Genomic DNA, 26,666 nt, shown 5'->3' with positions numbered 1-26,666 from the left:
CAGCCGGGTAAATATAAGGCCTATGCCGTTTCCAGAGAACCCTTTGCAGGTCCGGAGGGCGCGTCCATGAAGTTCACATCCTTCAGCCAGGGCTTGAGTCCGGGCGATTCGTCGCTCGGCTTCTGGCGGGCGCAGACCTTGGGGTGGCTGTTTCTGGCGGTGGTGGGATTTTTCATCCGGCTGGCGATATTCGGCAACGCCAACGCGGCCTTCTGGCTGACGGTGGCGCTGGAGCCGCTGGCATTCGTGCTGACCAGCGGGGCGGCCGTGCTGCATGGCCGTCGTGCGGGCAAGGGCGATCCGCCCCTGCTGGTGTTGGTCTGCGCGGTGCTGTTCTGCCTGACCGCCTCGGCCCTGCTGGCATCGATCGCCTATGGCATCCACGGTCTGTTCCAGCCCGGCGCGATCCGGGTGCTGCCGGGCAACCAGTACCGGCTGGGCTTTCTCTACTACATGGGGATGCTCTCGATCTGGACGTTGATTTACTTCGGCGTGTCAGCCGAGCTGAGCGCGCGCACCGAGCGCCTGTCCAAGATGAAGGCGGAAACGCGTTCCCTGAAACTGGAGCTCGAGCACCTGCAACTGCAGATCGAGCCGCACTTCCTGTTCAACTCGCTCAACACCATCGTGGCCGAGATCGCCGAACGTCCCGCCATCGCGGAGGAAATGACCCGCAGCCTGGCCGACTACCTGCGCTACTCGCTGGATCGGCGCGGACGCGGCCTGTCCAGGCTGGAAGAGGAGATCGAAGCCGCCGAGGCCTACGTGCGCATACAGGCGCTGCGTTTCGACAAGAAGCTGGAACTGCGCTGCCAGATCGATCCGGCCACACTGGAGATCAGCCTTCCGCACATGACGCTGCAAGGGCTGGTGGAAAACGCGATCAAGCACGGCATGCGTTCGGAGCACGGGCATTTTCCGATCGGCATACGCACGCGCCTGCAGGGCGAGGAATTGCTTATTGAAGTGGACAATCCCGGCCGGCTGCATGCGCCCTTCGATCTGGCCAAAGGCGGGAGCGGACTGGGGAATCTGTGCCGCCGCCTGGCGCTGAGGTATCCGGACAGGCACGAATTCATGCTGGAGCAGCGGGAGGAGAGAACCGTCGCGCAAATCCGGCTGCGTGGCGCTCCCGAGCCGGCGTAGCGTACTGGCGGCTGCGCAGTGGTCAGCGGTAGGTCGCGAGCAGGATGCTGGTTTCGGTGGCGGCGATGCCTTTGATCAACCGCACGCGCTCCAATACCTTGGACAGATCGGCCGTGGAGTCCGCGCGTATCTCGGCCAGCAGGTCCCAGCGGCCGTTGGTGTCGTGCAGCTGCTCGATGCTGGGTTCGCCCAGCAGGCTGGCCAGCACGGCGCGAGTCTGGTTGCCGTCTACGGTAATGCCCATCCAGGCGCGCAGGCCGCCCTGATCGGAGTCGGGGCGCAGCTTCAGCGTGTAGCCGGCAATGACGCCTTCGTCTTCCAGCTTGCGCAAGCGGTTGGAGACCGTGCCGCGCGACACGCCCGCCTTGCTGGCCAGGACGGCAAGCGTCGTGCGCGCGTTGCGCCGCAGGATGCCGATCAAGCGGGTATCGATTTCATCCATGGCGAGTCCATATTTCAATGTTCCCGGAACAGGCGGCCATGGCCGTCGATCCGGTCGTTGACCCCCGCCAACCGCAGACAATGCCACATGCTGGCCTGATTGCTGCCGATCACGGGCTTGCCCAGCGTTTCTTCCAGGCGCTGGATGACGGCGGTGGAGCGCAGTGCGCCGCAGCTGATGAAGACGGCGTCCGCATCGGGCCGGTCCACGGCACAGGCGAATTCGTATAGATAGTCGGGCGAGACGCGGTTCATGGTCTCGTCATCGGGCAGGGCCAGGCCCTGCAGCGAGACGACTTCGTGGCCCGCGCTTTCAAAGTAGGCGCGCTCCAGCTCGTTGACCGCGTCGTCATACGCGGTCGCAATGGCCAGGCGGCGGGCGCCGACCGCGGCCAGCGCCGCCGCGACGCCATCCAGCAGCGTGGCCGCGGTTGAGTCGGGCCGGGCCAGGGCTAGCAGCGCGCGCACTTTGTCGTTGCCGATCACGAAGCTGCCGGCGGTGCAGTTGTAGCAGACCACGTCGATATCGCGGCGCCCCGGAACCAGACTGTCCAAGGCCTGGAGCAGCCCCCCCTCCATGTCGGCCAGGCTTTGCACGGTGCAGGCCGTCGCCATGGGCACGCGGCCGAAGCTCAGGCCCACGCCCTCGGGCGCCATGGCGTGCATTTCCCCCTCGGTCAGGCCGGCGTTGGCCACGCACAGGAAAGCGATGCGTGCCCGCGGGTAGGGGCCGGCGTCATAGCGGACGGGGTTCATTCCGTCATCCCCGCGGCATCGAAGCACTCGCGTATGGCGGTGGTGGCCTTGACGAAGTTGGGGTGGCCGACCATGGTGTAGTCGCGCGGCCGCGGCAGGTCGATGTCGACCGACAGCGCCACGCGGCCCGGGCGCTTGCTCATCACTACCACGCGGTCGGACAGGAATACCGCCTCCGAGATGCTGTGGGTAATGAACATGACGGTCTTCTTGCTTTCCAGCCAGACCCGTTGCAGCTCCAGGTTCATGGCTTCGCGCGTCATTGCATCCAGGGCGCCGAAGGGCTCGTCCATCAGCAGGATGTCGGGGTTGTGGATAAGCGCGCGGCACAGCGCCACGCGTTGCTGCATGCCGCCGGACAGCTGGTGCGGCAGGCATTGCTCAAAGCCTTCCAGCCCGCTGAGCTTGATCAGTTCGCGCAGCCGGGCCTCGTAGCGCGCCGCGGGCAGCTTGCGCATCTCCAGCTGCAGCGAGATGTTCCTGGCGACGTCGCGCCACGGCAATAGGGCCGCGCGCTGGAACACGATGCCCACGTTGGCGCCGGGTTCCGTCACGCGCTCGCCCAGCACGCGGATCTCGCCGGCGGAGGGCGGGGTCAGGCCGGCGACCGCCCGCATCAGCGTGCTCTTGCCGCAGCCGGACGGGCCGAGCACGGACAGGAACTGGCCTTCGGGTATGGCAAGGTCGACGCCGTCGACCGCGACGTAGGAACCGAAGCGCTGGACCATGCCGCGGATGTCGATGGCGGTCTCGGGCGCGCCCGCTTCCGGGGCGAGCGCCAGGGCTGCGTGGTGTGCCATGTCTATTCCCTGTTGTAGTCGTTGGTATAGAGCGCGCTGGTCGGGAGCGGGCTGGCGATCTGGTTCGACTGCACGAACTGGTCGACCATGGCTTGCCAGTCTTTTTCCGAAGAAACGCCGAACGGCAGCCCTTTGGTATTGGGCGTGCCGGCTGCCTGCAGTGAGAGCTGCAGTTGCCGCACCAGTTGGTCGCGGTTGCGCGCCTGCTCCGGCCGCTGGCGCACCAGGGCGTCGACCGAGGCGGCGGGATCGGCCTGAGCCGCCTCGTAGGCCTTGCGCGTGGCGCGCAGGAAGCGGCGCGCGGTGTCGGGGTTGGCCGCCAGCCATTTGGTATTGGCCGCCAGTCCGCCTTCCAGCGCGTTGACGCCGAAGTCGGCATAGAAGAAGTAATGCACCTTGGCGCCCTGCGCTTCCAGCGGGGGGATATGGAAGTAGGTCACGCCGGTGATGGCGTCAGCGCGCCGTTGCAGAAACAGGGCGGTCTTGGTGCCCACGGCGGGCGCGATGACGTTGATCTTCTTCTGGTCCACGCCGTTCAGGGCGGCCAGCACCGGGAACATCTGCGCGGTCGATTCGGACGCGCTCATGCCCAGCACCTTTCCTTCCAGGTCCTTGGGCGCGCGCACCGGCGCGTCCGCATGGCTGATGATGACCATGGGCGAGCGCTGGTGCACGGCGAAAACGGCTTTCAGCGGCATGCCTGCGGCGATGCCCTTGAGCATGGTGCCGTAGTCCATGAAGCCGATGGGGTCGATGCCCTGCGCCACCAGCTTCGCGGTGTTGCTGGAGCCGCTGCCTTCACCGATGCTCAGGTCTATGCCTTCGGCCTTGTAGAGGCCTTTGTCTATGCCGTAGTACAGCGGCGCGTGCGTGCCGTAGATGCTGTAGTCCAGGCGCAGGCTCAATTTCTCCTGCGCGTTGGCTGCGCCTGCGGCCAGCAGGCAGGCCAGGGTCCAGCCAAGTCGGGTCGTGAATTTCATGATGGTGTCTCCGGGGGGCGGGGTCAGACTGAGGGCAGGGCGTCGCTGCGCACGCTGATGTGCCAGGGGATCAGGAAGCGTTCGGAAAACTCGACCAGGTAGTAGAAGACCAGGCCGATGAGCATGAGCGCGACCAGCACGGCGAACAGCAGCGTGGTGTCCAGGTTGGCGTTGGCGGACAGCAGCACGTAGCCCAGGCCGCTTTCAGCGCCTACCCATTCGCCCACCACCGCGCCCACGGTGGCGAAGGCGATGGCGACTTTCAGGCCGGAGAATATCTGCGGCAGCGCATACGGCAGCCGGATGCGCAGAAAGGTCCGCAGGGCGCCTGCCCGCATCGAACGCGCCAGGTCGTTCAGGTCCGCGTCTACCGAACGCATGCCCGCCACCGTGCTGACCACGATGGGGAAGAAGGCCACCGAGAAGGCGATCAGGATCTTGGGGAACAGGCCCAGGCCGAACCAGATGATGATGAGCGGCGCGACCGCCACCTTGGGAAAGGCCTGCGAAACCACCAGCAGCGGCATGATGGCGCGCTCCAGCGGGCGCGACCAGACCAGCACGATGCCCAGTGGTATGCCGACCGCGATGCTGAGCAGAAAGCCGCCCAGCGTCTCGACGGACGTGACCCAGCTGTGATGGCCCAGGAACGCCGAGTCCGACCACAGCCGCTCGAGTACGCTTAGCGGCGGCGGCAGCAGATAGGCCGGCAGGCCGAACAGCGGTATCGAGACGTGCCACAACAGCAGCACCCCGATGACCGCGATGGTTGGATACATCCAGTTTTTCAACACGGCAATTCCCCTTGTATTTTGTTGGCGCGCCGGTTTTGGTAATCAGGCGTCGATTTCGATCAGCTCCCGCGGGTAGCGGGTCAGCACCTCGCAACCGTCCTCGGAGACGGCCACGCTTTCGCTGGCCATGAAGCCGCCTTCGGGCATGAACAGCGAAGGCACGAGGTGAAAGGTCATGCCGGGTTTCAGCACGGTGGGATCTCCCGGGCGTAGCGCCAGGAAGCGCCCTTCGGCCCAGTTGGGCGGAAAGCCGATGCCTATGCCGTAGGCCGTGCGGTGGTCGAAGTACTGCGCCAGCCCGGCGCGTTCGAATACCGCCCGGCAGGCCTGGTCCACCTGGGCGGACGTGACGCCGGGACGGATGGCATCGATGGCGGCATCCAGCGCGGCAATGACGGTGCCGGCCAGGAACCGCTGCCGCTCGCTGGCGCGTCCTACCACGCAATTGCGCGAGATCATGGCGTGATAACGGTTGATGTTGGCCGCGGCCTCCAGAAACACCAGGTCGCCCTGCTTGAGTTCGCGGCGCTGCCAGGTGGTGAAGCAGACGCCGCTGGCGCGGCCTGCGGCCACCAGCGGCACGCGGGTGTATTCGCTTCCAGCCTTGGTGGCGCCGTGCAGCATGGCGGCGGCGAGATCGTTTTCGGTGGCGCCCACCGCAATGGCGCGCACCGCCGCATCGATGCCTGCGACCGCCGCATCCGCGGCCTGGCGCATGAATCCAAGCTGCGCCGGGGTCTTGATCTTGCGCGCCTCTTCCATCGGCCCTTGCCAATCGGCCAGGCGTTCGCCCAGGCGGGCCTGCAACTGCTTGTAGGCGGCCACGCTCAGGTAGCCGGAAGCCGTTTCCAGGCCAATGCGGCCGCTGGGCAGGATGTCTCGCAGATAGCCAGCCAGCACCTCGACCGGATCGCTGATGTCATCGATGGCGATAAAGCGCGCGATGTTGCGGTTGCCGGTCGCCACGGCGTGGTTGACCTGGCGCGAGACCATGGCGATGCCGCCGTCGACCGTCACCACCAGGCACTGGAACGTGAAGTAGCCGATGGAACGGTAGCCGGTCAGCCAGTAGATGTTCTCGGGGTCGAACAGGATGGCCGCCGCCAGGCCTTGGGCCTGGATGTCCCGCGCAAGCAGCGAGAGGTTCGCGGCATAGACGTCCGGGCCGAACGGCAATTCCATGGATGCATAGTTTTCCGACACGATGGGTCCTGGATAAAAGTCGAGCGATCATCCTAGGAATAATCTACATAACTGCCTAATACCAATAATTGCCATGTCTATAGCTAAATAGTTATAGTCGGCGCATGAACATCAGAGAGATAGAAATCTTCAGGGCGGTGATGCGGGAAGGCTCGGTGTCGCGGGCGGCGCAGGTGCTGCTGATTTCGCAGCCTGCCGCCAGCAAGTACATCGCCCAGCTGGAACGTCGCGTGGGCGTGGCGCTGTTCGTGCGCAAGGGCGGACGTCTGCTGCCCACGCCCGAAGGCAGGGCGCTTTATGGTCAGGTCGACCGGCTTTTTGCCGGCCTTTCGCAGTTGGATAGCTTCATCAAGGATCTGGGCAGCGAAAAGCAGGGCCATCTGACCGTTGCGTCCTTGCCCTTGCTGTCCTTGACCGTCATGCCGGACGTGCTCGCCAGCTTCATGGCGGACCGGCCCAATATTTCCGTGGCCTTGCAGACGCGCAGTTCGGCGCGCATCGTCGAATGGGTGGCGGCGCGCCAGGTGGATATGGGCGTGTGCTTCTACGGGGGGCAACACCCGGGCGTGGTGGCCGAGCCGTTGGTCAGCCTGCAGCTCTATTGCGCCATTCCCCCCGGCGACCCGCTGGAAAAGTTCGACACCATACGCGTCGAACAACTGGCCGGCCGCGATCTCATCATCTACGACAACCTGGATCACACCCGCTTCTGGCTGGAAGCGCTGCTGGAGCAGCAGAAGGTCTACGCGCGGCGGCGCGTGCAGGTGTTCTGGACCTCGGTGGCGATGGAGCTGGTGATGCGCGGCGTGGGCATCGCGCTGGTCGACCGGCTGACCGCCGCGCGCATCCCGGGCGGGCTGGATCAACTGCGGCCGCTGGAGCCGGGCGCCTCTTTCGACCTCAGCCTGGTATGGCCCGAGCATTGGCCGTCGTCAGTCATCGCGCTGTCCTTCGCGGACGCATTGCGAGAACATCTGCGCGATCACGCGGCCTGATGCGGCCAGCGCGCCCCAGGCCAGGAAACTGGAGGCGCGGGCTGGAATCGAACCAACCTTCGCGGATTTGCAATCCTGCTGCATAGCCACTCTGCCACCGCGCCATTCTTTTTGTCCTAAGACATATATAATTGTGTTCGAGGACAAAATAAATTGCAAGCGTCCGGCGCGGGCGGACTGCCATTTCGCGCGGCCAACGGTAAAGCGGGGCCGCGCGGCTGTCCTTGCTGCCGGGCCGCCATGGGGGCGGCCCGGATTCGACCGAGGACAGCAATGCAGTTCCAGTTTCCCATCGTCATCATCGACGAGGATTTCCGCTCGGAAAACACGTCCGGCCTGAGCATCCGGGTATTGGCCGAGGCCATCAAGGCCGAGGGCTTCGATGTGCTGGGCACGACCAGCTACGGCGATCTCAGCCTGTTCGCGCAGCAGCAAAGCCGCGCCAGCGCCTTCATCCTGTCCATCGACGACGAGGAACTCGCGCACGGCGAGGGCGTGGCGCCGGCGCTGCTGGCATTGCGGGAATTCATCAGCGAAGTCCGGCGGCGCAACGCCGACGTGCCGATCTACGTCTACGGCGAAACCAAGACCGCGCGGCACATTCCAAACGACATCCTGCGCGAACTGCAGGGCGTGATCCACATGTACGAGGACACGCCGGAATTCGTGGCGCGGCACCTGATCCGCGAGGCCCGGGCCTACCTGGAAGGCGTCAAGCCGCCGTTCCTGAAAGCATTGCTGGACTACGCCGAAGACGGCTCCTATTCCTGGCATTGTCCGGGGCATTCCGGCGGCGTGGCGTTCCTGAAGAGTCCGGTGGGCCAGATGTTCCACCAGTTCTTTGGCGAGAACATGCTGCGCGCGGACGTCTGCAATGCGGTGGAGGAACTGGGCCAACTGCTGGACCACAACGGCGCCATCGGCGCGAGCGAGCGCAATGCTGCGCGCATCTTCAATGCGGACCACTGCTACTTCGTGACGAACGGCACCAGCACCAGCAACAAGATCGTGTGGCATCACATGGTGGCGCCGGGCGATGTGGTGCTGGTGGACCGCAATTGCCACAAATCGATCCTGCACAGCATCGTCATGACGGGAGCGATCCCCGTCTTCCTGCGCCCCACGCGCAACCATTTCGGCATCATCGGCCCGATCCCGCGCAGCGAGTTCGACGTCGAGACGATCCGCGAGAAGATCCGCGCCCATCCGCTGCTCAAGCACCTGGACGCCGACGCGGTCCGCCCGCGGGTGATGGCGCTGACGCAGTCCACCTACGACGGCATCATCTACGAAACCGAGACGATCAAGGCCGCGCTGGACGGCTACGTGGACGCCTTGCACTTCGACGAAGCCTGGATGCCGCACGCGGTGTTCCATCCGTTCTATGGCGCCTACCACTGCATGGGCAAGCAGCGCGCGCGGCCCAGGGAATCCCTGGTGTTCTCCACGCAGTCCACGCACAAGCTGCTGGCCGGCATCAGCCAGGCCAGCCACGTGCTGGCGCAAGACTCCATGACGCGGCAGCTGGACCGGCACCTCTTCAACGAGTCCTATCTGATGCACACCAGCACCAGTCCCCAGTACGCCATCATTGCCAGCTGCGACGTGGCCGCGGCCATGATGGAGCCGCCTGGCGGGACGGTGCTGGTGGAGGAGAGCATCGCGGAAGCGCTGGATTTCCGCCGCGCGATGCAAGAGGTCGGCACGCATTTCGCCGACGGCGACTGGTGGTTCAAGGTCTGGGGACCCGAGGCGCTGGCGCCGGAGGGCATAGGCTCGCCCGAGGACTGGATCATCCGCGCCGGAGACGGCGAGGCGTCGTGGCACGGATTCGGGGAACTGGCCGACGGCTTCAATATGCTGGATCCGATCAAGTCGACCATCGTGACGCCCGGGCTGGACCTGGACGGCAACTTCGCCGACAGCGGGATTCCGGCCTCCATGGTCACCAAATTCCTGGCCGAGCATGGCGTGATCGTGGAGAAGACCGGGCTGTACAGCTTTTTCATCATGTTTACGATAGGCATCACCAAGGGCCGCTGGAGTTCGCTGCTGACCGCGCTGCAGCAGTTCAAGGATGACTACGAGCGCAACCAGCCCATGTGGCGGCTCCTGCCGGAGTTCTGCCGCAAGTTTCCCCGTTACGAGAGCATGGGCTTGCGCGACCTGTGCCAGCACGTGCATGCGACCTATGCCCGGCACGACATCGCCCGCTTGACCACGGACATGTACCTGACCGACGTCGTCCCCGCGATGAAGCCCTGCGATGCCTACGCCTGCATCGCCCAGCGGCGCACCGAGAGGGTGGAGATCGACCATCTGGAAGGCCGCATCACCACCAGCCTGATCACGCCTTATCCCCCGGGCATACCCGTGCTGGTGCCGGGCGAGGTGTTCAACCGGACCATCGTCGACTACCTGAAGTTCTCCCGCGAGCTGAGCCGGGAATGCCCGGGGTTCGGCACGGACATCCATGGTTTCGTGGAGCTGCGCGATGCCGACGGAAACCTGCGCTATTACGTGGATTGCGTGCGGTAAGCCCGCTTTATGCCGACGGGGAATCCGTGTCAAACTTACGCGCGGAGTTGGCCAGGCCGGGAGCCGGCCCTCTCCATTGACTTGACGCGGCTCGGCCGCTGTCCGTGACAGGAACGGGATTGTCTTAGGACTCTATGAAAATACAAGGAAAGACCGCCGCGGAGATCTTCGATTGCGTGCGCGCGATGGCTCAGTCGGGGCAGCTGCCGCCGGGCCAGGCGCTGCCGCCGGTGCGGGATCTGGCGGTCGAACTGGATATCAACCGCAATACTGTCGCTGCCGCCTATAAACGGCTGGTGACGGCCGGCATCGCCCTGACCCAGGGCCGCCTGGGCACCATCATCCGCGACCAGTCCGGTCCCGGAGAACAGGAAGGCGCGCTGTCGGACTCGCCGCTGGCCGACCTGGCCAGCGGCAATCCAAACCCGGCCTGGCTGCCGGACCTGAGCGCTGCCCTCTCCATCCGGCCTTATCAGCCGCGGCTGTATGGCGAACCCACCGTCAACGCCGGGCTGGAAAGCTATGCCCGCGCCTGGTTCGCGCCGGACTGCCCGGCGCCCTTCGAGATCAACCTGACCCACGGGGCGGTGGACGCCATCGAGCGGCTGCTCAGTTCGCATCTGGTGGCTGGGGACAAGGTGGCGGTCGAAAACCCATGCTTCCTGAGCAGCATCAACATGCTGCGCATCGCCGGCCTGCAGGCGCTGGGCGTGCCGGTCGATGCCGAAGGCATGCAAGCGGCGGCACTGGAGGCGGCGCTGGCCAAAGGCGCGCAGGCCGTCATCCTGACGCCGCGGGCCCACAATCCCACGGGCTGCAGCCTGAGCGAAAAGCGGGCGAAGGCGCTGGCGCGGGTGCTGGCCAGGTATCCCCACGCCCTGGTAATCGTCGACGATCACTACGCCTTGCTGTCCGGCAAGGCGTACCACTCGGTGCTGCCGTCGGGCGCGCAGCGGTGGGCCTTGGTGCGCTCTTTCTCCAAGACCTTGGGACCCGACGTGCGCCTGGCGATGGTCGCCAGCGATCCCGCGACGTCGCGGCAACTGCGGCTGCGGCTGGCCTCCGGCACCAGCTGGGTCAGCCATCTGCTGCAGGACATGGTCGAGGTCACGCTGGGCCGGCCCGAGGTCGCCAAGCAGATGGCCCAGGCCCGCAAGGACTACGCGCAGCGCCGCAAGTCCCTGGAAAACGCCTTGCTGGAGCAGGGCGTGCCGTGCGCTGCGGACGGTGACGGCCTGAACCTCTGGGTGCCGCTGGATACCGACGACCAGGCGGTCGCGCTGGCCCTGGCCCATCGTGGCTGGCTGGTGCGCCATGGCGATGCCTTCGGCGTCCAGGAACCGGTCCGGGGCCTGCGCATCACCCTCTCCGCGATCGAACCCGGACAGTGCCGCAAGCTGGCGCGGGACATCCGGGAAAGCATGGCCTAGCCGCCACCGGCTTCAACGCCGGTCGGCCATGGCTTGCCCCAGCCTGACCGTCCGCCCGGTTTTCCAGCCCGGATGGAAGCGCCAGGCGCTGCCGGGCATCAGCAGCACCACGGTCGAACCCAGCTGGAAATGCCCCATCTCGGCGCCTTGCGGCAAGCGCAGGGGAGCCAGGCCGCCATAATCCCATTGCTGCATGCGCCGCCCGTGCGGGGCGACCTGGCCATGCCAGGTCGTGGCGATGCTGCCGACGATGGCGGCTCCCACCAGCACCATGGCGTAGACGCCATGGAGGGGATGTTCGAACCAGCAGACCAGCCGCTCGTTGCGCGCCAGCAAGCCGTCCATGCCCTGCACGATCTCCGGCCTGACGGAGTAGAGCGTCCCCGGCATATGGCGCATGCCCAGCAGACGGCCCTCGCAAGGCATGTGCACGCGATGGTAGTCGCGCGGACTCAGATAGATCGTGGTGAACCAGCCGCCGCCCAATGCCCGCGCCAGATCCGCATCGCCCAGCAGCGCAGCGGCGCTGTATTGGCGCCGCTTGGCCTGTATCAATTGCCCCAGGCTGATACGGCCGAACTGGCTCACGGTGCCATCCGCGGGACTGGTCCAGTCCGAGTCGGCCAGCTTGCGGGCCCCCGGCTTCAAGGCCCGGGTGAAGAAGGCGTTGAAACTGGCATAGGCCTTCGGGTCGGCGTGTAGCGCCTCGCCGAGATCGATGCCATACCACTTGGCGTAGCCGCGGATCAGCGCTTGCGCCACCCAGGCCTGGCGGCATGAGGCCAGCCGGCCGGCGGCGCGCGTCAGCCAGAGCTTGGGCGCAACGCGCTGGAACAACAGGGAAAGAGACGTAGACATGAAACTCGTGGTTGCTGCGGGCGAGGCGCCTGGTCGCCAGCGCTATTTTGTCCTGAATCATAGTGTAGTATGGCATAGGACAAATAGAAATTCAGAATCCCATCGATCGCTTACCGAGAGGCGTCTGCCGCTACATCATGGTTTCGCTACACAGCCCGCGCGTTGAAGCTTTGTCGCCCTACATGCCCGGAGAGCAGGCGCCGGGCGACGGATGGATCAAGCTCAACACCAACGAGAATCCCTATCCGCCGTCTCCGGCCGCGATAGACGCCATCGCCGCCGCGGCGGCCCAAGGCCTGGAGCGCTATCCCGACCCGCAAGCAAGGCATCTGCGCGCGGCGATCGCGCAATACCATGGCGTGCCGATGGAGCAGGTCTTTGCCGGCAACGGTTCCGACGAAGTGCTGGCGCTGGCGTTCTGCGCGTTCTTCCAGCACGGCGTCCAACCCCTGCTGATGGCGGATGTGACCTACGGCTTCTATGAGGTGTATTGCCGCCTGTTCGGCATACGCTGCGCGCAGATCGCCGTGGACGACGGCCTGAGGCTGGACCTGGACGGCTTTGCCGCGCTGGGCGGAGCGGACACCGGCATTGCCGGCATGGTCATCGCCAACCCGAACGCGCCCACCGGCGAGTTCCTGCCGCTGGACCGCGTGCAGCAGCTGCTGGAGATCCAGCCCCGCCGGCTGGTGCTGGTGGATGAGGCCTACGTGGACTTCGGGGGGCAATCCGCGATTGCATTGGTGGATCAGTATCCGAACCTGCTGGTGGTCCAGACGCTGTCGAAGTCTCGGGCGCTGGCGGGCCTGCGCGTGGGGTTCGCGATCGGACAAGCGCCGTTGATCGCCGCGTTGGAGCGGGTGAAGAACAGTTTCAACTCCTATCCGCTAGGCCATCTGGCCCAGGCGGGCGCCGTGGCGGCCTTCCAGGACCACGCCTACTTCGAGGAGACGCGGCAGGCCATCATCGGCACCCGTACCCTGCTGTGCGCGCATCTGCGGCTGATGGGCTTTGACGTCTTGCCGTCGCAGGCGAATTTCCTGTTCGTCCGTCATCCGCGCTTCGATGCGAGAGAACTCGCGGCGCGCCTGCGGGACGCGAAAATCCTCGTGCGCCATTTCCCGCGTCCGCGCGTGGCGCAGTTTCTACGCATCTCCGTGGGCACGGAAGAGCAGGCGGCGTGCCTGGCGCGCGCGCTGCGCGCCATGGTGCAGCCGTAGCGCCATGGGCCTGAACCGCCGCGCCTATCGCTGTACCGGCGCGGGGCAGCTGTCCGCGTCGCAGTCCTGGCGGGCGGGAGCCCCAGGCGCAGCGGCGTTGTTCGGCGGGACATCGTCCTCGGCCAGCAGTCCGCCGATGGCGGCGCCCAGGGCCAGGTCGTCGATGCTGCCGAAGTGCTGCAGGCGCACGCGTCCCCGGCGATCCAGCAGGACCAGGCTGGGCGTGCCGCGCAGCCCGTAGGCTTGCATGGTCATCGGGATGGCGCCGGACGCGGCGGGGCGGTCGATGCCGATGGGAAAGCTCCATCGATACTCGTGATTGAAGGCGCGCAGCGCGGCGGGACCCATGACGTCGTGGTGCTCGAAAACGGTGTGCAGGCCGATGACCGCGACATCCTTGCCGCGGAACAGCCTGTGCACGCGTTCGGCTTGCGGCAGCCCATGCGACAGGCAACCGGGACACAGCATCTGGAATGCGTGCAGCAGCACGACCTTGCCGCGCAGCGCGGCGAGGTCGATGGGGCCGTCGGCGTTCAGCCATTCGTCCGCCAGCAAGGGCGGAGGCAATGCGTCGGCAATAGTATCGGATCGGGTCATCTGAGGGCTCCTTGGGCGGGGCGGGCGAGGCGGTCCCGCCCCGCCCGCATGGGGCTGGATCAGGCGGCCCGGCGCAGCTTCACGGCCGGGAAATCCACCGGCACCGCAAAGGCCACGTTGACGTAGTTGGTGAACAGGTTGAGCGCGACGTGCGCCAGGATCTCGACGATCTCCTGGTCGCTGTAGCCTGCCGCGCGCACGGCCCGAACGTCGGCCTCGCTCACTTGTCCGCGCGCTTCCACCAGCTTCAGCGCGAAGCGCAGCGCCGCGGCGGTCTTGGGATCGGCGGCGTCGCCGCCTTGGGCAGCCGACATTTCCTCGGCGCTGGCGCCGGCCTTGCGGCCCAGGGCCGTATGGGCCGCGAGGCAGTATTCGCAAGCATTGCGGTCGGCCACGGCGACCGCGATTTGCTCGCCAAGTTTGGCCGGGATCACGCCGCCGCCCAGGGCGCCGAAAGCGCCCCACATGCTTTGCAGCGCCGCCGGCGAATTGGCGACGGCCTTGAACATGTTCGGCGTGGCGCCAAAGGCGCCGTGGATCTGCGTGAGCAGCGCCTTGCGGTCGGCGCTGGCGCTGCTGGCATCGATAAGAGGAACTCGGGACATGTCGGTAACTCCTGGAAATGAAAAAAAAGCCGCCGGTCTCGGACGGGCTGGAGAAATCGTACGTAGAATGCCTGGACGCAGGGTGTTGTTTAATCCATGAAAATTGTCTTTTCGTCCAATATATGAGCGATCCTGTTCCTCTCCAGGTTGACCGGCTGTCGGCGCTGCTGGACCGTTTCCGGGTGCGCGCCACGCTGTTCCACACGGGTGCGCTATGCGGTACCCAGGCCTTCGAAGCCGTGCCGGGGCGTGGCTTTCTGCACGTCTTGCGCCGCGGCGAGATGGAAGTGCGGCATCGCCCGGGAGAGACCGCCACGCCGCGCCTGCGCCTGTCCGAGCCGACGCTGCTGTTTTATCCGCGCGCCATCCATCACGAGTTCGTGAATCCTCCCCGGGACGGTTCGGATTTCACCTGCGCGGCGCTGGATTTCGACGGCGGCGCACGCAATCCCATCGTCCAGTCGCTGCCGTCCGTGGTGCGGATCCCGCTGGACGCGGTCGAAGGCTTGCGGCCCGCGCTGGACCTGCTGTTCGCCGAGGCGGATCACGTGCGCTGCGGCTCGCGCCTGCTGGCAGACCGCCTGTTCGAAGTGGTTCTGATCCAGTTGCTCAGATGGATACTCGATCATCCGGAGGAGGTCGGCGTGACCAGCGGCCTGGTGATGGGCCTGTCGGATCCGCGCCTGGCCAGGGCGCTGGTGGCGCTGCACCGTTCTCCTTATGAAGATTGGTCCCTGGCCAAGATGGCGGCGATGGCGGGTATGTCGCGCAGCGCCTTCGCGGCGGCGTTCAAGGACGCCACCGGCGCCACCCCTGCGGCCTACTTGACCGACTGGCGCTTGAGCCTGGCGGCGTCCATGATGCGATCCGGCCGAGCGGTCAAGCTGGTGGCCGCGGAACTGGGATTCGCCAGCGCTTCGTCCCTGTCCAAGGCGTTCCGGCAACGGATGGGCGTTTCACCGCGCGAATGGCTGGCCGCCAACGCCTAGCAGTGGCCCTCAAGTCACGCCGCCATCGTGATAATATTGACCTATGACAAAACTACGGGCGGCATAAGCGTTGTGGGAAACGCCGGCCGCCATCCCTACGCGAGGTTCAGGCATGAGCGAGCAAGGCCCAGGGCAAGACAACGGCACCCAGACACAGCACGACCAGCATGGCCGCTGGCCGCAGGCGCAGTCGGTCGAGGACTTCCGCCGCAATCTGGCTGAGGTCAACGGGCGCATTGCCGACGCGGCCTTGCGCGCCGGCCGTGATCCGGCGACGGTGCGCCTGCTGCCGGTGAGCAAGACCGTGGAAGAGGCGCGCATCCGGCTGGCCTACGAGGCTGGTTGCCGCTACCTCGGCGAGAACAAGCTGCAGGAAGTGTCCAGAAAATGGGAAGCCATGGCAGACCTGACTGATTTGAGATGGTCGGTCATCGGCCACCTGCAGACCAACAAGGCCAAGCTCGTGGCTCGTTACGCGGCCGAGTTCCAGGCGCTCGACAGCCTGCGGGTGGCCGAAGCGCTGGACCGCCGGCTGCAGGCGGAAGGCCGCCAACTGGATGTGTTCGTGCAGGTCAATACCTCCGGCGAGGCCAGCAAGTACGGACTGCAGCCGGAGGAGACGGCGGCCTTCCTGCGCGAACTGCCCGCGTTTTCGGGGTTGCGGGTGCGCGGCCTGATGACCCTGGCGCTGTTCTCGGCGGAAGCGGCGCGCGTGCGCGAGTGCTTCGTCCTGCTGCGCACGCTGCGCGACCAGCTGCGCCAGGACGCGCCTGCGGGGCTAGGCCTGGATGAATTGTCCATGGGCATGTCCGGTGACTATGAGATTGCCATCGAGGAAGGCGCCACCGTGGTGCGTGTAGGGCAGGCCATATTCGGCGCGCGCAACACGCCAGACTCCTACTACTGGCCTACCGGCAACAGCGCGGAATCGCGCGAGTCCGACGGACAGGAGTAGCGCGCATGCCGGTGTATCGACTCATCATCAAACGCGACGGCCGCCTGATCGGCCATTTCGAATCCACCGCCGCGTCAGCGCTGGACGACAGCCGCGACATCGCGGCGCGCCTGCCGGCCAAGGACGGCTATCAGCTCAGCCTGATGGTCGCCGACGGCGAGCGGCGCTTGCTGGAAAGCACGCCGCAAGGCATCCGGCTGCTGGCTTCGGAAAACGTGTTCGTCTCAACCCCCGAAGGCTTGCTGGGCGGATTGGACCGCCATCCGAGCCCGCAATAGGAGTATCCGGAATGAGCCTCAGCGCATTGGCGATCCGCCACGTTCCCTTCGAAGACCTGGGCATACTGGCGCCGCTCCTGGAAGAGCGTGGCTACAGCGTGCGATACCTGGAAGCGGGCGTCGACACCATCGACGCCGCGACTCTCGGCAATGCCGACCTCGTCGTGATCCTGGGCGGCCCCATCGGCGTCTATGAAACCGGGCGCTATCCCTTCCTGGAGCAGGAACTGCGCGCCATCGCGCACCGGCTGCGCCAGGACAAGCCGACGCTGGGCATCTGCCTGGGTGCGCAGCTCATGGCAGCGGCGCTGGGCGCGGAGGTCGCGTCCACCGGCCGCGCCGAGATCGGCTATGCGCCGCTGACGCTCACGCCGCAAGGGCAGGATTCGCTGTTGAGCGCGGTTCAGGCCGTGCCCGTGCTGCATTGGCACGGGGACCAGTTCGCCATACCCGAGGGCGCGACGCGCCTGGCCGAAACACCGGGTTTCCCGAACCAGGCGTACGCGCTGGGGCCCAGGATCCTTGGCCTGCAGTTCCACCTGGAGGCGGATTCCACGCAGATCGAGCGCTGGCTGATCGGACATGCCTGCGAACTGAGCCTGCGGCAGATAGACCCTGCCGTCATCCGCGAAGACGCCCGGCGTCATGGCCCGGAGCTTGAACGCTGCGCGCGCGCGGCGATGGTGCAATGGCTGGACCAGATCTGAATTTGTCCTGTGCCCTGACGCCTTCCGGAGGCAGGGCCTCTCCGCAACCATAGCCTTGCATAGGCAGCCGGGGCGTATCGCACCCGGTTCCAGCCGGCCGCTGCTTGCGGCTATCGGCATTCCTCCCGGCCGTCATTCCGCGCACGGACCCTAAGGGTTAAACCCAGTAGCCGTCTCCCTGTCTGATCAATAGGATCCCGTTTTATACAAATGGGATCCCATTTGTGTTTATCACTCTCCTTTTCTTTTGGACGGGCAGAACATGAGCAGCATCGACAGCATCACAGGCAAGAAGATCATCAACGAGGGCGGCCGCGACGGCCCGCTGACCGAAGACCATCAGGGCATGCGCGCCCGCCACGAGGACGACCTCGAGTGGACCAATCTGCGCTACGAAGGCCAGTTCGCGAAGATGATGTTTCATCCGACCGCGGAGGATCCGACGATTCCCAACGCCGGCATCGTGCGGTATGAAAAGGGCTCGGGACACCCGCTGCATAACCATTACTTCGCGCAGATCTGGTACGTCCTGGACGGCAAGTTCCTCATCGAAGGCAAGCTGCACGGCAAGGGTTCGATGATCTTCCATCCGGACCCCCATTTCGAAAGCGAGCTGCAGACCATCGAGGCCGGCACGATCCTGTACGTGCAGTACGTCGGCCCGCATACCCGCCAGGGCGCGATCTACGAAGGCCGCTTCAACGTCAGCGAACGCAAGAGCCTGGCGGAAGAAACCACCGCCGTGTAGGCGGGCGCACGCAACAAGAAAACAAGGGAGACCAGGGATGAACGCCATCTCAGAACAGCCGTCCGCGCGCTCGAAGAAGCACTACGTGACCGCTGGCCTGTCCAGCATGATCGGGACCACCATCGAGTGGTATGACTTCTTTCTTTACGGCATTGCCGCGGCGCTGATTTTCAACAAGATCTACTTTCCCGCAATCGACCCCATCAGCGGCACGCTGGCGGCATTCGGCACCTATGCGGTCGGTTTCATCGCGCGCCCGCTGGGCGGCATTGTCTTCGGCCATTTCGGCGACCGAGTCGGCCGCAAGTCGATGCTGATGATCAGCCTGATGCTGATGGGCATACCCACCATCCTGATCGGCCTGACGCCAAGCTATGAGGCGATCGGCTATTGGGGCGCGGTGGCGCTGGTGTTTTTCCGCTTCCTGCAGGGCCTGGCAGTCGGCGGCGAGTGGGGCGGCGCCGTGTTGATGGCGGTGGAACATGCGCCCGAAGGCAAGAAGGGCCTGTTTGGCAGCTTGCCGCAGGTCGGCGTGGCGCCGGGCCTGATCCTGTCGTCCCTGGCGATGGGCGCGGTTTCCAGGCTGCCGGAGGCGGACATGCTGAGCTGGGGCTGGCGCCTGCCGTTTCTTGCGAGCGTGTTCCTGTTGCTGGTCGGCTGGTACATCCGCGCCAAGGTCAGCGAGTCGCCGGAATTCAAGCAGGCGCAGGCCCAGCCGAAGCAGGACATGCTGCCCCTGAAGACGGTGCTGAAGCAGCACAAGGTTCCCGTGCTGGCGGCGCTGGTGGCGTGCATCTCCGAAAAGACCTGGTTCTACACGCTCGCGACGTTTTCCTTGACCTATGCCGTGGGGACGCTGGGGCTGCCGCGCGAAACCATATTGACGGGTGTCATATGGGGCGCGGTGGGGGCTCTGTTCACCATTCCGTTGTTCGGACTGCTGGGTGACGTGATCAGCAAGCGCGCGATATTCATCGCCGGGGCGCTGGGAATCTCTCTTTTCAGCGCGACGTTCTTTTCATTGCTCGACCAGAAGACGGCATATCACACCAACATCGCGATGCTGGTGGCGTTCGGCGTGGTCTACGCGGCAATGTACGCGCAGGAGTCCAGCCTTTTCTCCAGCATGTTTCCGCCTGCGGTGCGCTATACCGGTATCTCGCTGGCGGTGCAGATAGGCGGAGCGATAGGCGGCGGCACCGCGCCGCTGGTGGCAACGTACCTGCTGTCCCTGGGCGGCGGATCGCCGCGGCTGATCGTGCTGTATCTGGCCGGACTGGGCCTGATCGCGGCGGCTTGCGGGGTGCTGATGCGCCCCTACGGGCAGCAGCGCGGCGCGGAGGCAGCGAAGCTGGCTAGCGCCGCGTCTCCATCCATTCGATGACGAGTTCGGTCGTCCGGGATATGTGCGTGGCCATCGCTTCGCGGGCGGCGGGGCCATTGCGCAGGGCCAGCGCCGCGATGATGTCCTCGTGCTGCTTGATGTTCTCTTCCATCAGGCGGGGCGGCATTTTCGAGGCAAAACCCAGCACGTTGGAGACGATGCTGCCTTGCAACTCAGCCACCAGTTCATGCAGGCGCTCGTTGTGGCTGGCCTGGGTGATCAGGCTGTGGAACTTGGCGTTGAACTTCAGCCAGTCGGAGCCGCTGTCGCTGCGCACGCGCGAGCGCAGGGCGTCAGCGTAGCGCTTCTGATGCTGCGCCAGCAATTCCAGGTCTTTGTCGTCGATCCAGTCCACCGCCAGTTGCGCGGCCAGTCCTTCGAGTTCAGCGCGGATCTGGAAGGCTTCGCGGATGGCGCGGATGGACGGCACGGTGACCACGGCGCGGCCAGTGCTGGTCAGCGTGATGGCGCGCCGCGCTTCGAGAAAGCGCAACGCCTCGCGGATGGGGGTGCGGCTGGTTTCGAACTCGGTTGCAAGCTCGTACTGGCTCAAGGCATCGCCGGGCAGGTATTGCCCGTTCCTGATCCGCCGCAGAATCTCTTCCGAGATCTCGATCGAGGATCTAGACGTGTTCCTGGTCTCGCTCATGCTCGAATCCGTGTCGCTTCCTGTGCATATCGGCAGGCGCTCCACGGGATGCGGATGGCCAGGCTGATCCGTGCTCCTGGCGTCTGCGTTGCGCCCTTTCGCCGGCATGGTAGCACGCGGCTTTCGGGAGAATCGGGGCCGAAGCTACCTGCGCGGCTTGGGGCGCTCCGGGCGCTTTTGCAGCCATTCGACCACGAACTCGCCCGACTCGTGGATGTGCGTACGCATGGCGGCGCGCGAGGCGTCGGCGTCGCGCGCCGTCAGCGCCAGGACGACGGCCGCATGGTGTTCGATGTTCTTCCTCATGCGGGCCTCGTACATGCCCAGCACGGTCATGTTGAGGATGTTCTTGGTGTAGTCGGCGTGCAGGTCCTTGATGATGCGTTCCAGCGACGGATTGCCGGCGGCGCGGAAGATCAGGGCGTGGAATTCCTGGTTCTTGACGACCCAATGTTGCATGGGCGCGGCAGCCTGGCGCGGCGCGGCCGTGCCGCCCGCGTTGACCTCGGCGTACAGTGCGCACACGGCCTGCGCGCATTCGGCGTGGGTGGCCTGCAGCCTTTGCAGGTCGGCGTCGGAGATCCAGCGCGCCGCGAGCTCGGCCGCCATGCCTTCCAATTCGCCGCGCAGCCAATAGTTGGCGCCGATGTCCTTGATGGTCGGCGCCACCACCGTGGCGCCGTAGCGCGGCTGCTGCACGATCAGGCCCTTGGTCTCCAGCTGCCGGAACGCTTCGCGCACCGGCGTGCGGCTGACGTCGTATTCTTCCGCCAAGGTCTCTTGCCGCAGCTTCTGCCCGGGCGCATAGGCGCCGTTGAAGATCTTTGCGGAGATCGACTCCACCAGGTGCTGCACCAGTTCTTCCGCGGCGGGATATGCGCGATCCATGGCCTGACTCCCACGTCCTTGACGATTATGCGGCTATTTTCCGGGGTCCGCGGAGAATACCAGCCGCCACTTTTTTTGCTCCTGAAGCATGCGTTCCAGGAAGACCTGCGATCCCGTGGGCATGGGCTGGCTGCCTTGCGCATACAGCTGCGCCATGCCCTCGCTCTGCGCCACCGCCTGCATGGCGCCTTCCAGCTTGTCGAGTATGTCCTTGGGCGTCGCGGCAGGCGCGACCAGTCCCGATATCGAGCCTACATCGAAATCGCCGCCCAGGGTCTCGCGGGCGGCGGGAACGTTCGGCAGATTCGACACCCGTCCTGCGGAGGTGACGCCCAGCGCCCGCATCTTGCCGGACTGGATGAACGGGCCGACCACCACCGTTTCGACCGCAGTCACATCCACCACGCCGGAAAGCAAGGCGGTGGCGGCCTCCGCGCCGCTCTTGTAGGGCACGTGCATGAGCGTGGCGCCGGTCTGCTGCTGCATCAGGGCAAACACCTGGTGTATCGAGGTGCCCTGTCCGGAGCTGGCGAAGGAGACCGCGTCGGGCCGACTGCGGGCGCGGGCGACCAATGCTGGCAGGTCCTGGACCGGCGAGGCTTCGGGCACGACCAGGGCCAACGGCGTATTGGCGATCATGGACACGTAGGAAAAATCCTTGAGCGCGTCGTAGTTCAGCTGCTTGTGGATGAGGGGATTGACCGCGACCATGCCGTTGGTGATCACCATCAGCGTGTAGCCGTCGGGCTTGGCGCGGGCCACGATGTCGGCGGCGATATTGCCGCCCGCGCCGGGCTTGTTTTCCACGACTACCGGCTTGCCGAGCTCGGACTGCAGCTGCCTGGCTACCGTGCGCGCCGTGAGGTCGGTGATGCCGCCGGCGCCGAACGGCACGACCAGCGTGATGGGCCGCTCGGGCCAGGCGTCGGCGGCTTGGGCCGGGCTGGCCAGCGTGAGCGGCAGCGAAAGCGTCAACGACGCGAGGCAGGCGCGCAGAAAGGGGGCGTGCATGAGGTTTGTCTCCTTGGAATTTTCTATTTCTTTGTGTGCAGGCCCGGCAGGGCGGGCCTGTTGCGGACGGTGGCCAGTGGCGGCGGCCGTCCGTGGAATTGCGGGTATCAGTGCTCGAGGTCCTGCTCGGTGATCGCGGGCGGTTCGCCCTGGATGTTCATGCGGCCTTCGTACACCGGCCTGCTTCCGGTCGTGGGGCCCTGGTACTGGACGAAGAACAAGGTTCCGCCCGTCTCGGTGCTGAGCGCTTCCTCGACGTGCGGGTCCGGATGGAAGACCACCGTTCCCGGGCCGTAAATCTTTCCGCCCATGTTGAATTCCCCTTCGATCACGTACCAGACCTGGGCGAAATCATGCTTGTGCAGGCGGAAGCCCGCGCCCGGCTCATAGCGCAGAAAGCCGGCATTGGGCTCGGTGGGGCGCTCTGCGCGCGTGTGGAAGAGGAACTTGGTTTTGTTCTTGAACCGGCCCATCTCCCATTCCATGTCCTCTGGCCTGCGGTACTCGGGCATGTGGTGGGTCTGCGCCTGTTCGGCCGCGACGTTGCTGCTCATGGCTTGCTCCTTAGTGAATTGGCCGGGAAAGTCTATCGGCCTTGCGCGCGAATTACTGGATACAAGATTCGCCTGGCGGCAGCGCGGGCGGGAGATATCAGGCGCCCAGGAAATAGGTATTGGACCGCCTTGCGCGGCCTCCCTAGACTGCAAGCCGTCATGGAGAAGCGAGCTATGCATTTGAAGGGAATCATCGGCTACCTGCTGACGCCTTGCGATGAGCGCGGGCGGGTGGACCATGCGCTGCTGGAAGCGCACGTCGAACGGCTGATCGGCGAGGGCGTGCATGCGCTGGCGCCACTGGGCAGCGTCGGCTGCCTGCCCTACCTGGACGACGGCGAACGCGAGGCCGTCATCGATACCGTCATCGGCGCGGCGCGCGGGCGTCTGCCCGTGCTGGCGGGCGTGTCCAGCCTGAGCACGGCCAGCACCGTGCGCCATGCGCGCTATGCCGAACGCGCGGGCGCCGCGGCCTTGCAGCTGCTGCCCAGCACCTACTGGAAGCTCACCCAGGAGGAGATCCACGCCTACTACCGCGAGGTCTGCGTGTCAGTGTCCACGCCGGTGATGGTCTACAACAACCCGTTCACCACGGGCATGGACCTGCCCGTCGAGTTCCTGGCCCGGCTGGCGGAACTGCCCAACGTCACCATGATCAAGGAAAGCAGTCCCGACCCCACCAAGATCGCGAGGCTGCGCGCGGCCTGCCCGGCTCGTACGGCCGTGTACATCGGCCTGAACTGCATGGCGCGCACGGGATTCGCGGAGGGCGCGGCGGGCTGGTGCACGGCGTCGGCCAACGTCAGCGCGTCCTACGCCCTGAACCTCTATCGCTGCGCCATGGCCGGTGACGCGCGCGGCGCGGACGAGTGGTTTGGCCGGCAGATCGACCTATTGAATTTCCTCATGGACCATGGCCTGCCCAGGACCGTTGCGGCGAGCCTGCAATTGCGCGGCTTCGACAGCGGACGCTTGCGCGCGCCCTTGGCGCCGTTGCCGGCGGACCTGCAGCAGCGACTTCTAGAAATCCTCAAGAAAATGGAGATAGCCGTATGAACAAGGGATTGCGCCGCTGCATGGCGGCTTTGCTGGGTGTGACGCTGCCGGCTGCGGCGGCCTGGGCGGGTCCGTATCCTGACCAGCCCATACGCCTGATCGTGCCGTTCGGCGCGGGCGGCGTGACCGACACCACGGCGCGGGTGTTCGCCGAAGGGCTTACGCGGGAGTTGGGCCAGCCGGTCGTGGTGGAGAACCGCGGCGGGGCGGGTGGCTCCATCGCCGCAGGCGCGGTGGCGAAGTCGCCGGCCGACGGCTACACGCTGCTGGTGATCACCAACGGCATGGTCGCCGTCAACCCGCTGATCTACAAGAAGCTGCCTTACGACCCGAACAAGGATTTCACTTACGTCGCCATGCTGGCCAACACGCCCACGGTTTTGGCCGTAGGCGCGGATAGCCCGTATGCGTCGCTGCCGGAAATCATCAAGGCGGCCGCGACCCAGGCCGACAAGATCGCGTTTTCCACCGCGGGCGAAGGTTCCGACAACTACCAGGTACTGGAGCTGCTGCAACAGGCCACCGGGGTGAGGATGCTGCACGTGCCCTACAAGAGCGGATCGGAGTCCATGACGGCCGTCATGAGCCGCAACACGGATTTGACGGCCGTTTCCGCCGTCACCGCGGTGGGCTTCGTCGAGGCGAAGCAGATCCGTCCCTACGCGGTGACCTCGTCGCGACGCCTGGCCAATCTGCCCGACATCCCGACGGTCAAGGAAGTGCTGGGCAAGGACGTGGAAGGCGGTTCGCTGTCGGGCATTGCCGCGCCCAAAGGGACGCCGGCCGATGTCGTCGCGCGCTTGAACACAGCCATCGCCGCAGTCGCCAAGAGCCCATCGGTGCAGGACAAGATCTACGCGCGAGGCAGCGAGCCCGTGGACGCCAGCCAGGCAGCGTTCGAGCAGAGAGTCGTCGCTGAACAGAAGAAGTGGGCGGGCATTCTTTCCCGTCCTCAGCAGTAAGTCTGGGTCTCAGGCCGCTTGCGCGCCCAGCATCTCGCGCGCAGTCTCGATAAACCAGCGGACGGCGGGGTTCACGGACTGGGCGGGCGCCGCCAGGGCCATGGCATAGGTCAGCGGTTCGCCTGCTGCGTCCGCGAGGTCCACGTAGGCCACGTTGTCGATGGCTATCCTGCGCAGCGCCGACGGGACGATGGCGACCCCCAGGCCCCCGGCGATGAGCGGCAAGCTGATGAGGGCGTGGGACGACTCCTGCAAGACCCGCGGGTGGAATCCGGCCCGCTGGCAGGCCGCGACGATTTCGCCGGCGAAACCGGGGCTATCGGAATGCGCCAGGGTCACCAGGGCGTCGTCCGCCAGGTCCGAAAGCCTGGCACTTGTCATGCCGGCCAGCCGATGACCCGCCGGCACGGCCAATACCAGCCGCTCTCGCGGCAGGGAGGTGATCGTGATGCCTGGCACGCCGGACGCGGGCGGCACCAGGAATGCCGCGTCCAGTTCGCCGCGCTGCAATCCGGCCAGGATGCCGACGGTGCTGCCGCTGGTCAGGCGCAGCCGTATGTGCGGAAAGCGTTGTGTGAATTCCGGCAGGATGCGCGGCAGCAGGTTCAAGGCGGCGCTGGGCACCGCGCACACGCGCAGGGCGCCCATGCGCCCCTCTGCCGCATCGCGCGCGGCTTGCAGCGCGGCGTCGGCGCCTTCCAGCAGGCGCTTCGCCTCGCGCAGGAAGGCGCCGCCGGCGACGGTGAGGCGCACGCCCAGACGGTCGCGTTCGAACAGGTCCGCGCCGATTTCGGTTTCGAGCCGCTTGATGGCGACGCTGAGAGGGGGCTGGGTCATGTGCAGCCGCGCGGCTGCCTTGCGATAGTTCAATTCCGTCGCCAGGACGACGAACTGCCTGAGCTGCCTGAAATCCATGCTGGTCTCCCCGTGTTTTATATCGGCATGGCCGACGCGCGGCGCAAGCCGGCTTCAGCCATGCGTGCGCAGGAAGTCTGTCATGAAATCGGCCAGTGCGGCCGTTGCCGTCAGGTCGACCGCGTTATAGAGGCTGGCCCGGACGCCGCCGGTGTGGGAATGGCCCTTCAGCCCCATCAGCCCGGCGTTTTCGGCCTGGCGCAGAAACAGGGGTTCCAGGATGGAATTGGCCAGGAAGAACGGCACGTTGTTGATCGAACGGAATTCCGGCCGGACCTTGTTGAGATAGAAGCCGCCGCTGGCGTCGATGGCGCGGTACAGCAGCCAGGCCTTGGCCTGGTTGGCGTGGTGGATACGTTCTATCCCGCCGGTCCGGCGGATCCAGCGCAGCGTCAGTCCGGTCAGATACCAGGAAAATGTGGCGGGCGTGTTGAGCATGGAGTCCGCCCGCGCCGCGTACGCATAGTTCAGCACGTCGGGCGTGATGGGCAGCGCGCCGTCCAGCAAGGCCTCGTCCACCACCACCACCGTGACGCCGGCGGGTCCCATGTTCTTCTGCGCGGCGGCGTAGATGAGGCCGTGCCGGGATACGTCGATGGGCTTGGACAGCAGGCTGGAGCAGGCATCGCACACCAGGGGAACGGATACATCCGGCGCGGCCGCGAATTGCAGGCCATGCACCGTCTCGTTTTCCGTGTAGTGCAGGTAGGCGGCGTCCGGATCGAGCCGCCATTCTCCGGGGGCGGGCACGCGGTCGAAGCCGGACGCCTCGCTGCTGGCCGCGACGCGCACTTCGCAATAGCGTCGGGCCGCCTCGATGGCCTTGCCGGACCAGAGTCCGGTGTGCAGGTAGTCCGCCGACGCCTTGCCGCGCAGCAGGTTCATAGGCACCTGCGAGAACTGCAGCGAAGCGCCGCCTTGCAGGAACAGCACCTTGTAGCGGTCGGGAACCTGCAGGATGGCCCGCAGGTCCAGTTCGGCCTGGCGGGCGATATCGATGAATACGCGCGAGCGGTGGCTGATTTCCATCACCGACATGCCAGTTCCCGCGAAATCGAAGAACTCGTCGTGCGCTTCCTGCAGCACTTCCAGCGGCAGCGCGGCCGGACCGGCGCTGAAGTTGTAAGACCTTGCCATGTTTCCTGATCCTGCCCCGCCGTGCGCGGGCTCTTGCACTGTTGCGCCCGTGGTGCCGAGGCGAACGCCA

General features: G+C 65.8%; 28 protein-coding genes and 1 tRNA gene. 13 read left to right on the top strand and 16 right to left on the bottom strand.

Annotated features, from left to right (window positions below):
* The first annotated feature begins 66 nt into the window (after positions 1-66).
* The gene (locus WBB14_RS15655) at positions 67-1,146 is read left to right on the top strand and encodes a sensor histidine kinase (protein WP_424240649.1); all 1,080 of its coding nucleotides are present in this window, start codon (positions 67-69) and stop codon (positions 1,144-1,146) included.
* Between the two features lie 22 nt (positions 1,147-1,168).
* Here the strand turns inward: WBB14_RS15655 and WBB14_RS15650 are convergent, their stop codons facing one another.
* From WBB14_RS15650 to WBB14_RS15625, 6 genes are read right to left on the bottom strand one after another with little or no spacing between them, the layout of a single operon-like run.
* Positions 1,169-1,588 carry an Lrp/AsnC family transcriptional regulator gene (locus tag WBB14_RS15650; RefSeq protein WP_424240648.1) on the bottom strand — a complete coding sequence of 140 codons (420 nt, stop codon included), beginning with the start codon at positions 1,586-1,588 and terminating at the stop codon, positions 1,169-1,171.
* 14 nt (positions 1,589-1,602) lie between these two features.
* Entirely contained in the window at positions 1,603-2,343 is a 741-nt protein-coding gene (locus WBB14_RS15645; protein ID WP_424240647.1) for a maleate cis-trans isomerase family protein, read from the bottom strand.
* Positions 2,340-3,143 (bottom strand): ABC transporter ATP-binding protein, encoded by an 804-nt coding sequence (locus tag WBB14_RS15640; RefSeq protein ID WP_424240646.1) that lies wholly within the window; start codon positions 3,141-3,143, stop codon positions 2,340-2,342. The genes WBB14_RS15645 and WBB14_RS15640 overlap by 4 nt, the downstream gene beginning before the upstream one ends.
* Before the next feature lie 2 nt (positions 3,144-3,145).
* Entirely contained in the window at positions 3,146-4,123 is a 978-nt protein-coding gene (locus WBB14_RS15635) for an ABC transporter substrate-binding protein (protein ID WP_424240645.1), read from the bottom strand.
* 23 nt (positions 4,124-4,146) lie between these two features.
* Positions 4,147-4,902 carry an ABC transporter permease gene (locus tag WBB14_RS15630; RefSeq protein WP_424240644.1) on the bottom strand — a complete coding sequence of 252 codons (756 nt, stop codon included), beginning with the start codon at positions 4,900-4,902 and terminating at the stop codon, positions 4,147-4,149.
* A gap of 57 nt (positions 4,903-4,959) precedes the next feature.
* Entirely contained in the window at positions 4,960-6,120 is a 1,161-nt protein-coding gene (locus WBB14_RS15625) for a M24 family metallopeptidase (protein ID WP_424240643.1), read from the bottom strand.
* Positions 6,121-6,224: 104 nt separating this feature from the next.
* Here WBB14_RS15625 and WBB14_RS15620 point away from each other — a divergent pair, with 104 nt between their 5' ends.
* Positions 6,225-7,115, top strand: coding sequence for a LysR family transcriptional regulator (locus WBB14_RS15620; protein WP_424240642.1), 891 nt, complete (start codon positions 6,225-6,227; stop codon positions 7,113-7,115).
* A 29-nt stretch (positions 7,116-7,144) separates the two neighbouring features.
* On the opposite strand, the gene WBB14_RS15615 is transcribed toward WBB14_RS15620, so the two are convergent.
* A tRNA-Cys gene (locus tag WBB14_RS15615) sits at positions 7,145-7,219 on the bottom strand.
* Positions 7,220-7,388: 169 nt separating this feature from the next.
* On the opposite strand from WBB14_RS15615, the gene WBB14_RS15610 reads away from it, so the two are divergent.
* Together WBB14_RS15610 and ptsJ are read left to right on the top strand one after the other, a co-directional pair.
* Positions 7,389-9,653 carry an Orn/Lys/Arg decarboxylase N-terminal domain-containing protein gene (locus WBB14_RS15610; RefSeq protein WP_424240641.1) on the top strand — a complete coding sequence of 755 codons (2,265 nt, stop codon included), beginning with the start codon at positions 7,389-7,391 and terminating at the stop codon, positions 9,651-9,653.
* A gap of 134 nt (positions 9,654-9,787) precedes the next feature.
* Positions 9,788-11,083: a transcriptional regulator PtsJ gene (ptsJ, locus tag WBB14_RS15605; protein ID WP_424240640.1), complete on the top strand. Its 1,296-nt coding sequence runs from the start codon at positions 9,788-9,790 to the stop codon at positions 11,081-11,083.
* Between the two features lie 12 nt (positions 11,084-11,095).
* Here the strand turns inward: ptsJ and asd are convergent, their stop codons facing one another.
* Complete coding sequence (asd, locus tag WBB14_RS15600) at positions 11,096-11,941, bottom strand: archaetidylserine decarboxylase (RefSeq protein ID WP_424240639.1); 846 nt, start codon at positions 11,939-11,941, stop codon at positions 11,096-11,098.
* A gap of 137 nt (positions 11,942-12,078) precedes the next feature.
* Here asd and hisC point away from each other — a divergent pair, with 137 nt between their 5' ends.
* Positions 12,079-13,161 carry a histidinol-phosphate transaminase gene (gene hisC, locus WBB14_RS15595; RefSeq protein WP_424240638.1) on the top strand — a complete coding sequence of 361 codons (1,083 nt, stop codon included), beginning with the start codon at positions 12,079-12,081 and terminating at the stop codon, positions 13,159-13,161.
* Positions 13,162-13,185: 24 nt separating this feature from the next.
* Here the strand turns inward: hisC and WBB14_RS15590 are convergent, their stop codons facing one another.
* Positions 13,186-13,758, bottom strand: a complete 573-nt coding sequence (locus WBB14_RS15590) for a redoxin domain-containing protein (RefSeq protein WP_424240637.1) — start codon at positions 13,756-13,758, stop codon at positions 13,186-13,188.
* A gap of 59 nt (positions 13,759-13,817) precedes the next feature.
* Positions 13,818-14,363 (bottom strand): carboxymuconolactone decarboxylase family protein, encoded by a 546-nt coding sequence (locus WBB14_RS15585; RefSeq protein WP_424240636.1) that lies wholly within the window; start codon positions 14,361-14,363, stop codon positions 13,818-13,820.
* Positions 14,364-14,485: 122 nt separating this feature from the next.
* On the opposite strand from WBB14_RS15585, the gene WBB14_RS15580 reads away from it, so the two are divergent.
* The 6 genes from WBB14_RS15580 (at position 14,486) to WBB14_RS15555 (ending at position 19,424) form a co-directional block, all read left to right on the top strand.
* Complete coding sequence (locus WBB14_RS15580; protein ID WP_424240635.1) at positions 14,486-15,352, top strand: AraC family transcriptional regulator; 867 nt, start codon at positions 14,486-14,488, stop codon at positions 15,350-15,352.
* Positions 15,353-15,464: 112 nt separating this feature from the next.
* Positions 15,465-16,307 carry a YggS family pyridoxal phosphate-dependent enzyme gene (locus tag WBB14_RS15575; RefSeq protein WP_424240634.1) on the top strand — a complete coding sequence of 281 codons (843 nt, stop codon included), beginning with the start codon at positions 15,465-15,467 and terminating at the stop codon, positions 16,305-16,307.
* 5 nt (positions 16,308-16,312) lie between these two features.
* The gene (locus WBB14_RS15570) at positions 16,313-16,585 is read left to right on the top strand and encodes a cytoplasmic protein (RefSeq protein ID WP_424240633.1); all 273 of its coding nucleotides are present in this window, start codon (positions 16,313-16,315) and stop codon (positions 16,583-16,585) included.
* A gap of 11 nt (positions 16,586-16,596) precedes the next feature.
* Positions 16,597-17,292 carry a glutamine amidotransferase gene (locus WBB14_RS15565; protein WP_424240632.1) on the top strand — a complete coding sequence of 232 codons (696 nt, stop codon included), beginning with the start codon at positions 16,597-16,599 and terminating at the stop codon, positions 17,290-17,292.
* Positions 17,293-17,554: 262 nt separating this feature from the next.
* The gene (locus WBB14_RS15560; RefSeq protein WP_424240631.1) at positions 17,555-18,040 is read left to right on the top strand and encodes a cupin domain-containing protein; all 486 of its coding nucleotides are present in this window, start codon (positions 17,555-17,557) and stop codon (positions 18,038-18,040) included.
* Between the two features lie 37 nt (positions 18,041-18,077).
* Entirely contained in the window at positions 18,078-19,424 is a 1,347-nt protein-coding gene (locus WBB14_RS15555) for an MFS transporter (RefSeq protein WP_424240630.1), read from the top strand.
* On the opposite strand, the gene WBB14_RS15550 is transcribed toward WBB14_RS15555, so the two are convergent.
* From WBB14_RS15550 to WBB14_RS15535, 4 genes are all read right to left on the bottom strand, one after another.
* Positions 19,396-20,073, bottom strand: coding sequence for a GntR family transcriptional regulator (locus WBB14_RS15550; RefSeq protein WP_424240629.1), 678 nt, complete (start codon positions 20,071-20,073; stop codon positions 19,396-19,398). The genes WBB14_RS15555 and WBB14_RS15550 overlap by 29 nt on opposite strands.
* A 144-nt stretch (positions 20,074-20,217) precedes the next feature.
* Entirely contained in the window at positions 20,218-20,961 is a 744-nt protein-coding gene (locus WBB14_RS15545; RefSeq protein ID WP_424240628.1) for a GntR family transcriptional regulator, read from the bottom strand.
* A 33-nt stretch (positions 20,962-20,994) separates the two neighbouring features.
* Positions 20,995-21,972, bottom strand: coding sequence for a Bug family tripartite tricarboxylate transporter substrate binding protein (locus WBB14_RS15540; RefSeq protein WP_424240627.1), 978 nt, complete (start codon positions 21,970-21,972; stop codon positions 20,995-20,997).
* Positions 21,973-22,079: 107 nt separating this feature from the next.
* Complete coding sequence (locus WBB14_RS15535) at positions 22,080-22,526, bottom strand: cupin domain-containing protein (RefSeq protein WP_424240626.1); 447 nt, start codon at positions 22,524-22,526, stop codon at positions 22,080-22,082.
* Between the two features lie 174 nt (positions 22,527-22,700).
* On the opposite strand from WBB14_RS15535, the gene WBB14_RS15530 reads away from it, so the two are divergent.
* Complete coding sequence (locus tag WBB14_RS15530; protein WP_424240625.1) at positions 22,701-23,582, top strand: dihydrodipicolinate synthase family protein; 882 nt, start codon at positions 22,701-22,703, stop codon at positions 23,580-23,582.
* Complete coding sequence (locus tag WBB14_RS15525) at positions 23,579-24,544, top strand: Bug family tripartite tricarboxylate transporter substrate binding protein (protein ID WP_424240624.1); 966 nt, start codon at positions 23,579-23,581, stop codon at positions 24,542-24,544. The genes WBB14_RS15530 and WBB14_RS15525 overlap by 4 nt, the downstream gene beginning before the upstream one ends.
* Before the next feature lie 9 nt (positions 24,545-24,553).
* Here the strand turns inward: WBB14_RS15525 and WBB14_RS15520 are convergent, their stop codons facing one another.
* The gene (locus tag WBB14_RS15520; protein ID WP_424240623.1) at positions 24,554-25,459 is read right to left on the bottom strand and encodes a LysR family transcriptional regulator; all 906 of its coding nucleotides are present in this window, start codon (positions 25,457-25,459) and stop codon (positions 24,554-24,556) included.
* Positions 25,460-25,513: 54 nt separating this feature from the next.
* Positions 25,514-26,596 (bottom strand): 3-phosphoserine/phosphohydroxythreonine transaminase, encoded by a 1,083-nt coding sequence (gene serC, locus WBB14_RS15515; protein WP_424240622.1) that lies wholly within the window; start codon positions 26,594-26,596, stop codon positions 25,514-25,516.
* Positions 26,597-26,666: the final 70 nt, after the last annotated feature.

This window comes from Achromobacter sp. (assembly GCF_049647645.1).
Classification (GTDB): Bacteria; Pseudomonadota; Gammaproteobacteria; order Burkholderiales; family Burkholderiaceae_B; genus Achromobacter.
Note: the sequence above shows the minus strand (reverse complement) of the source record. Positions and strands in the feature narration are given on the sequence as shown.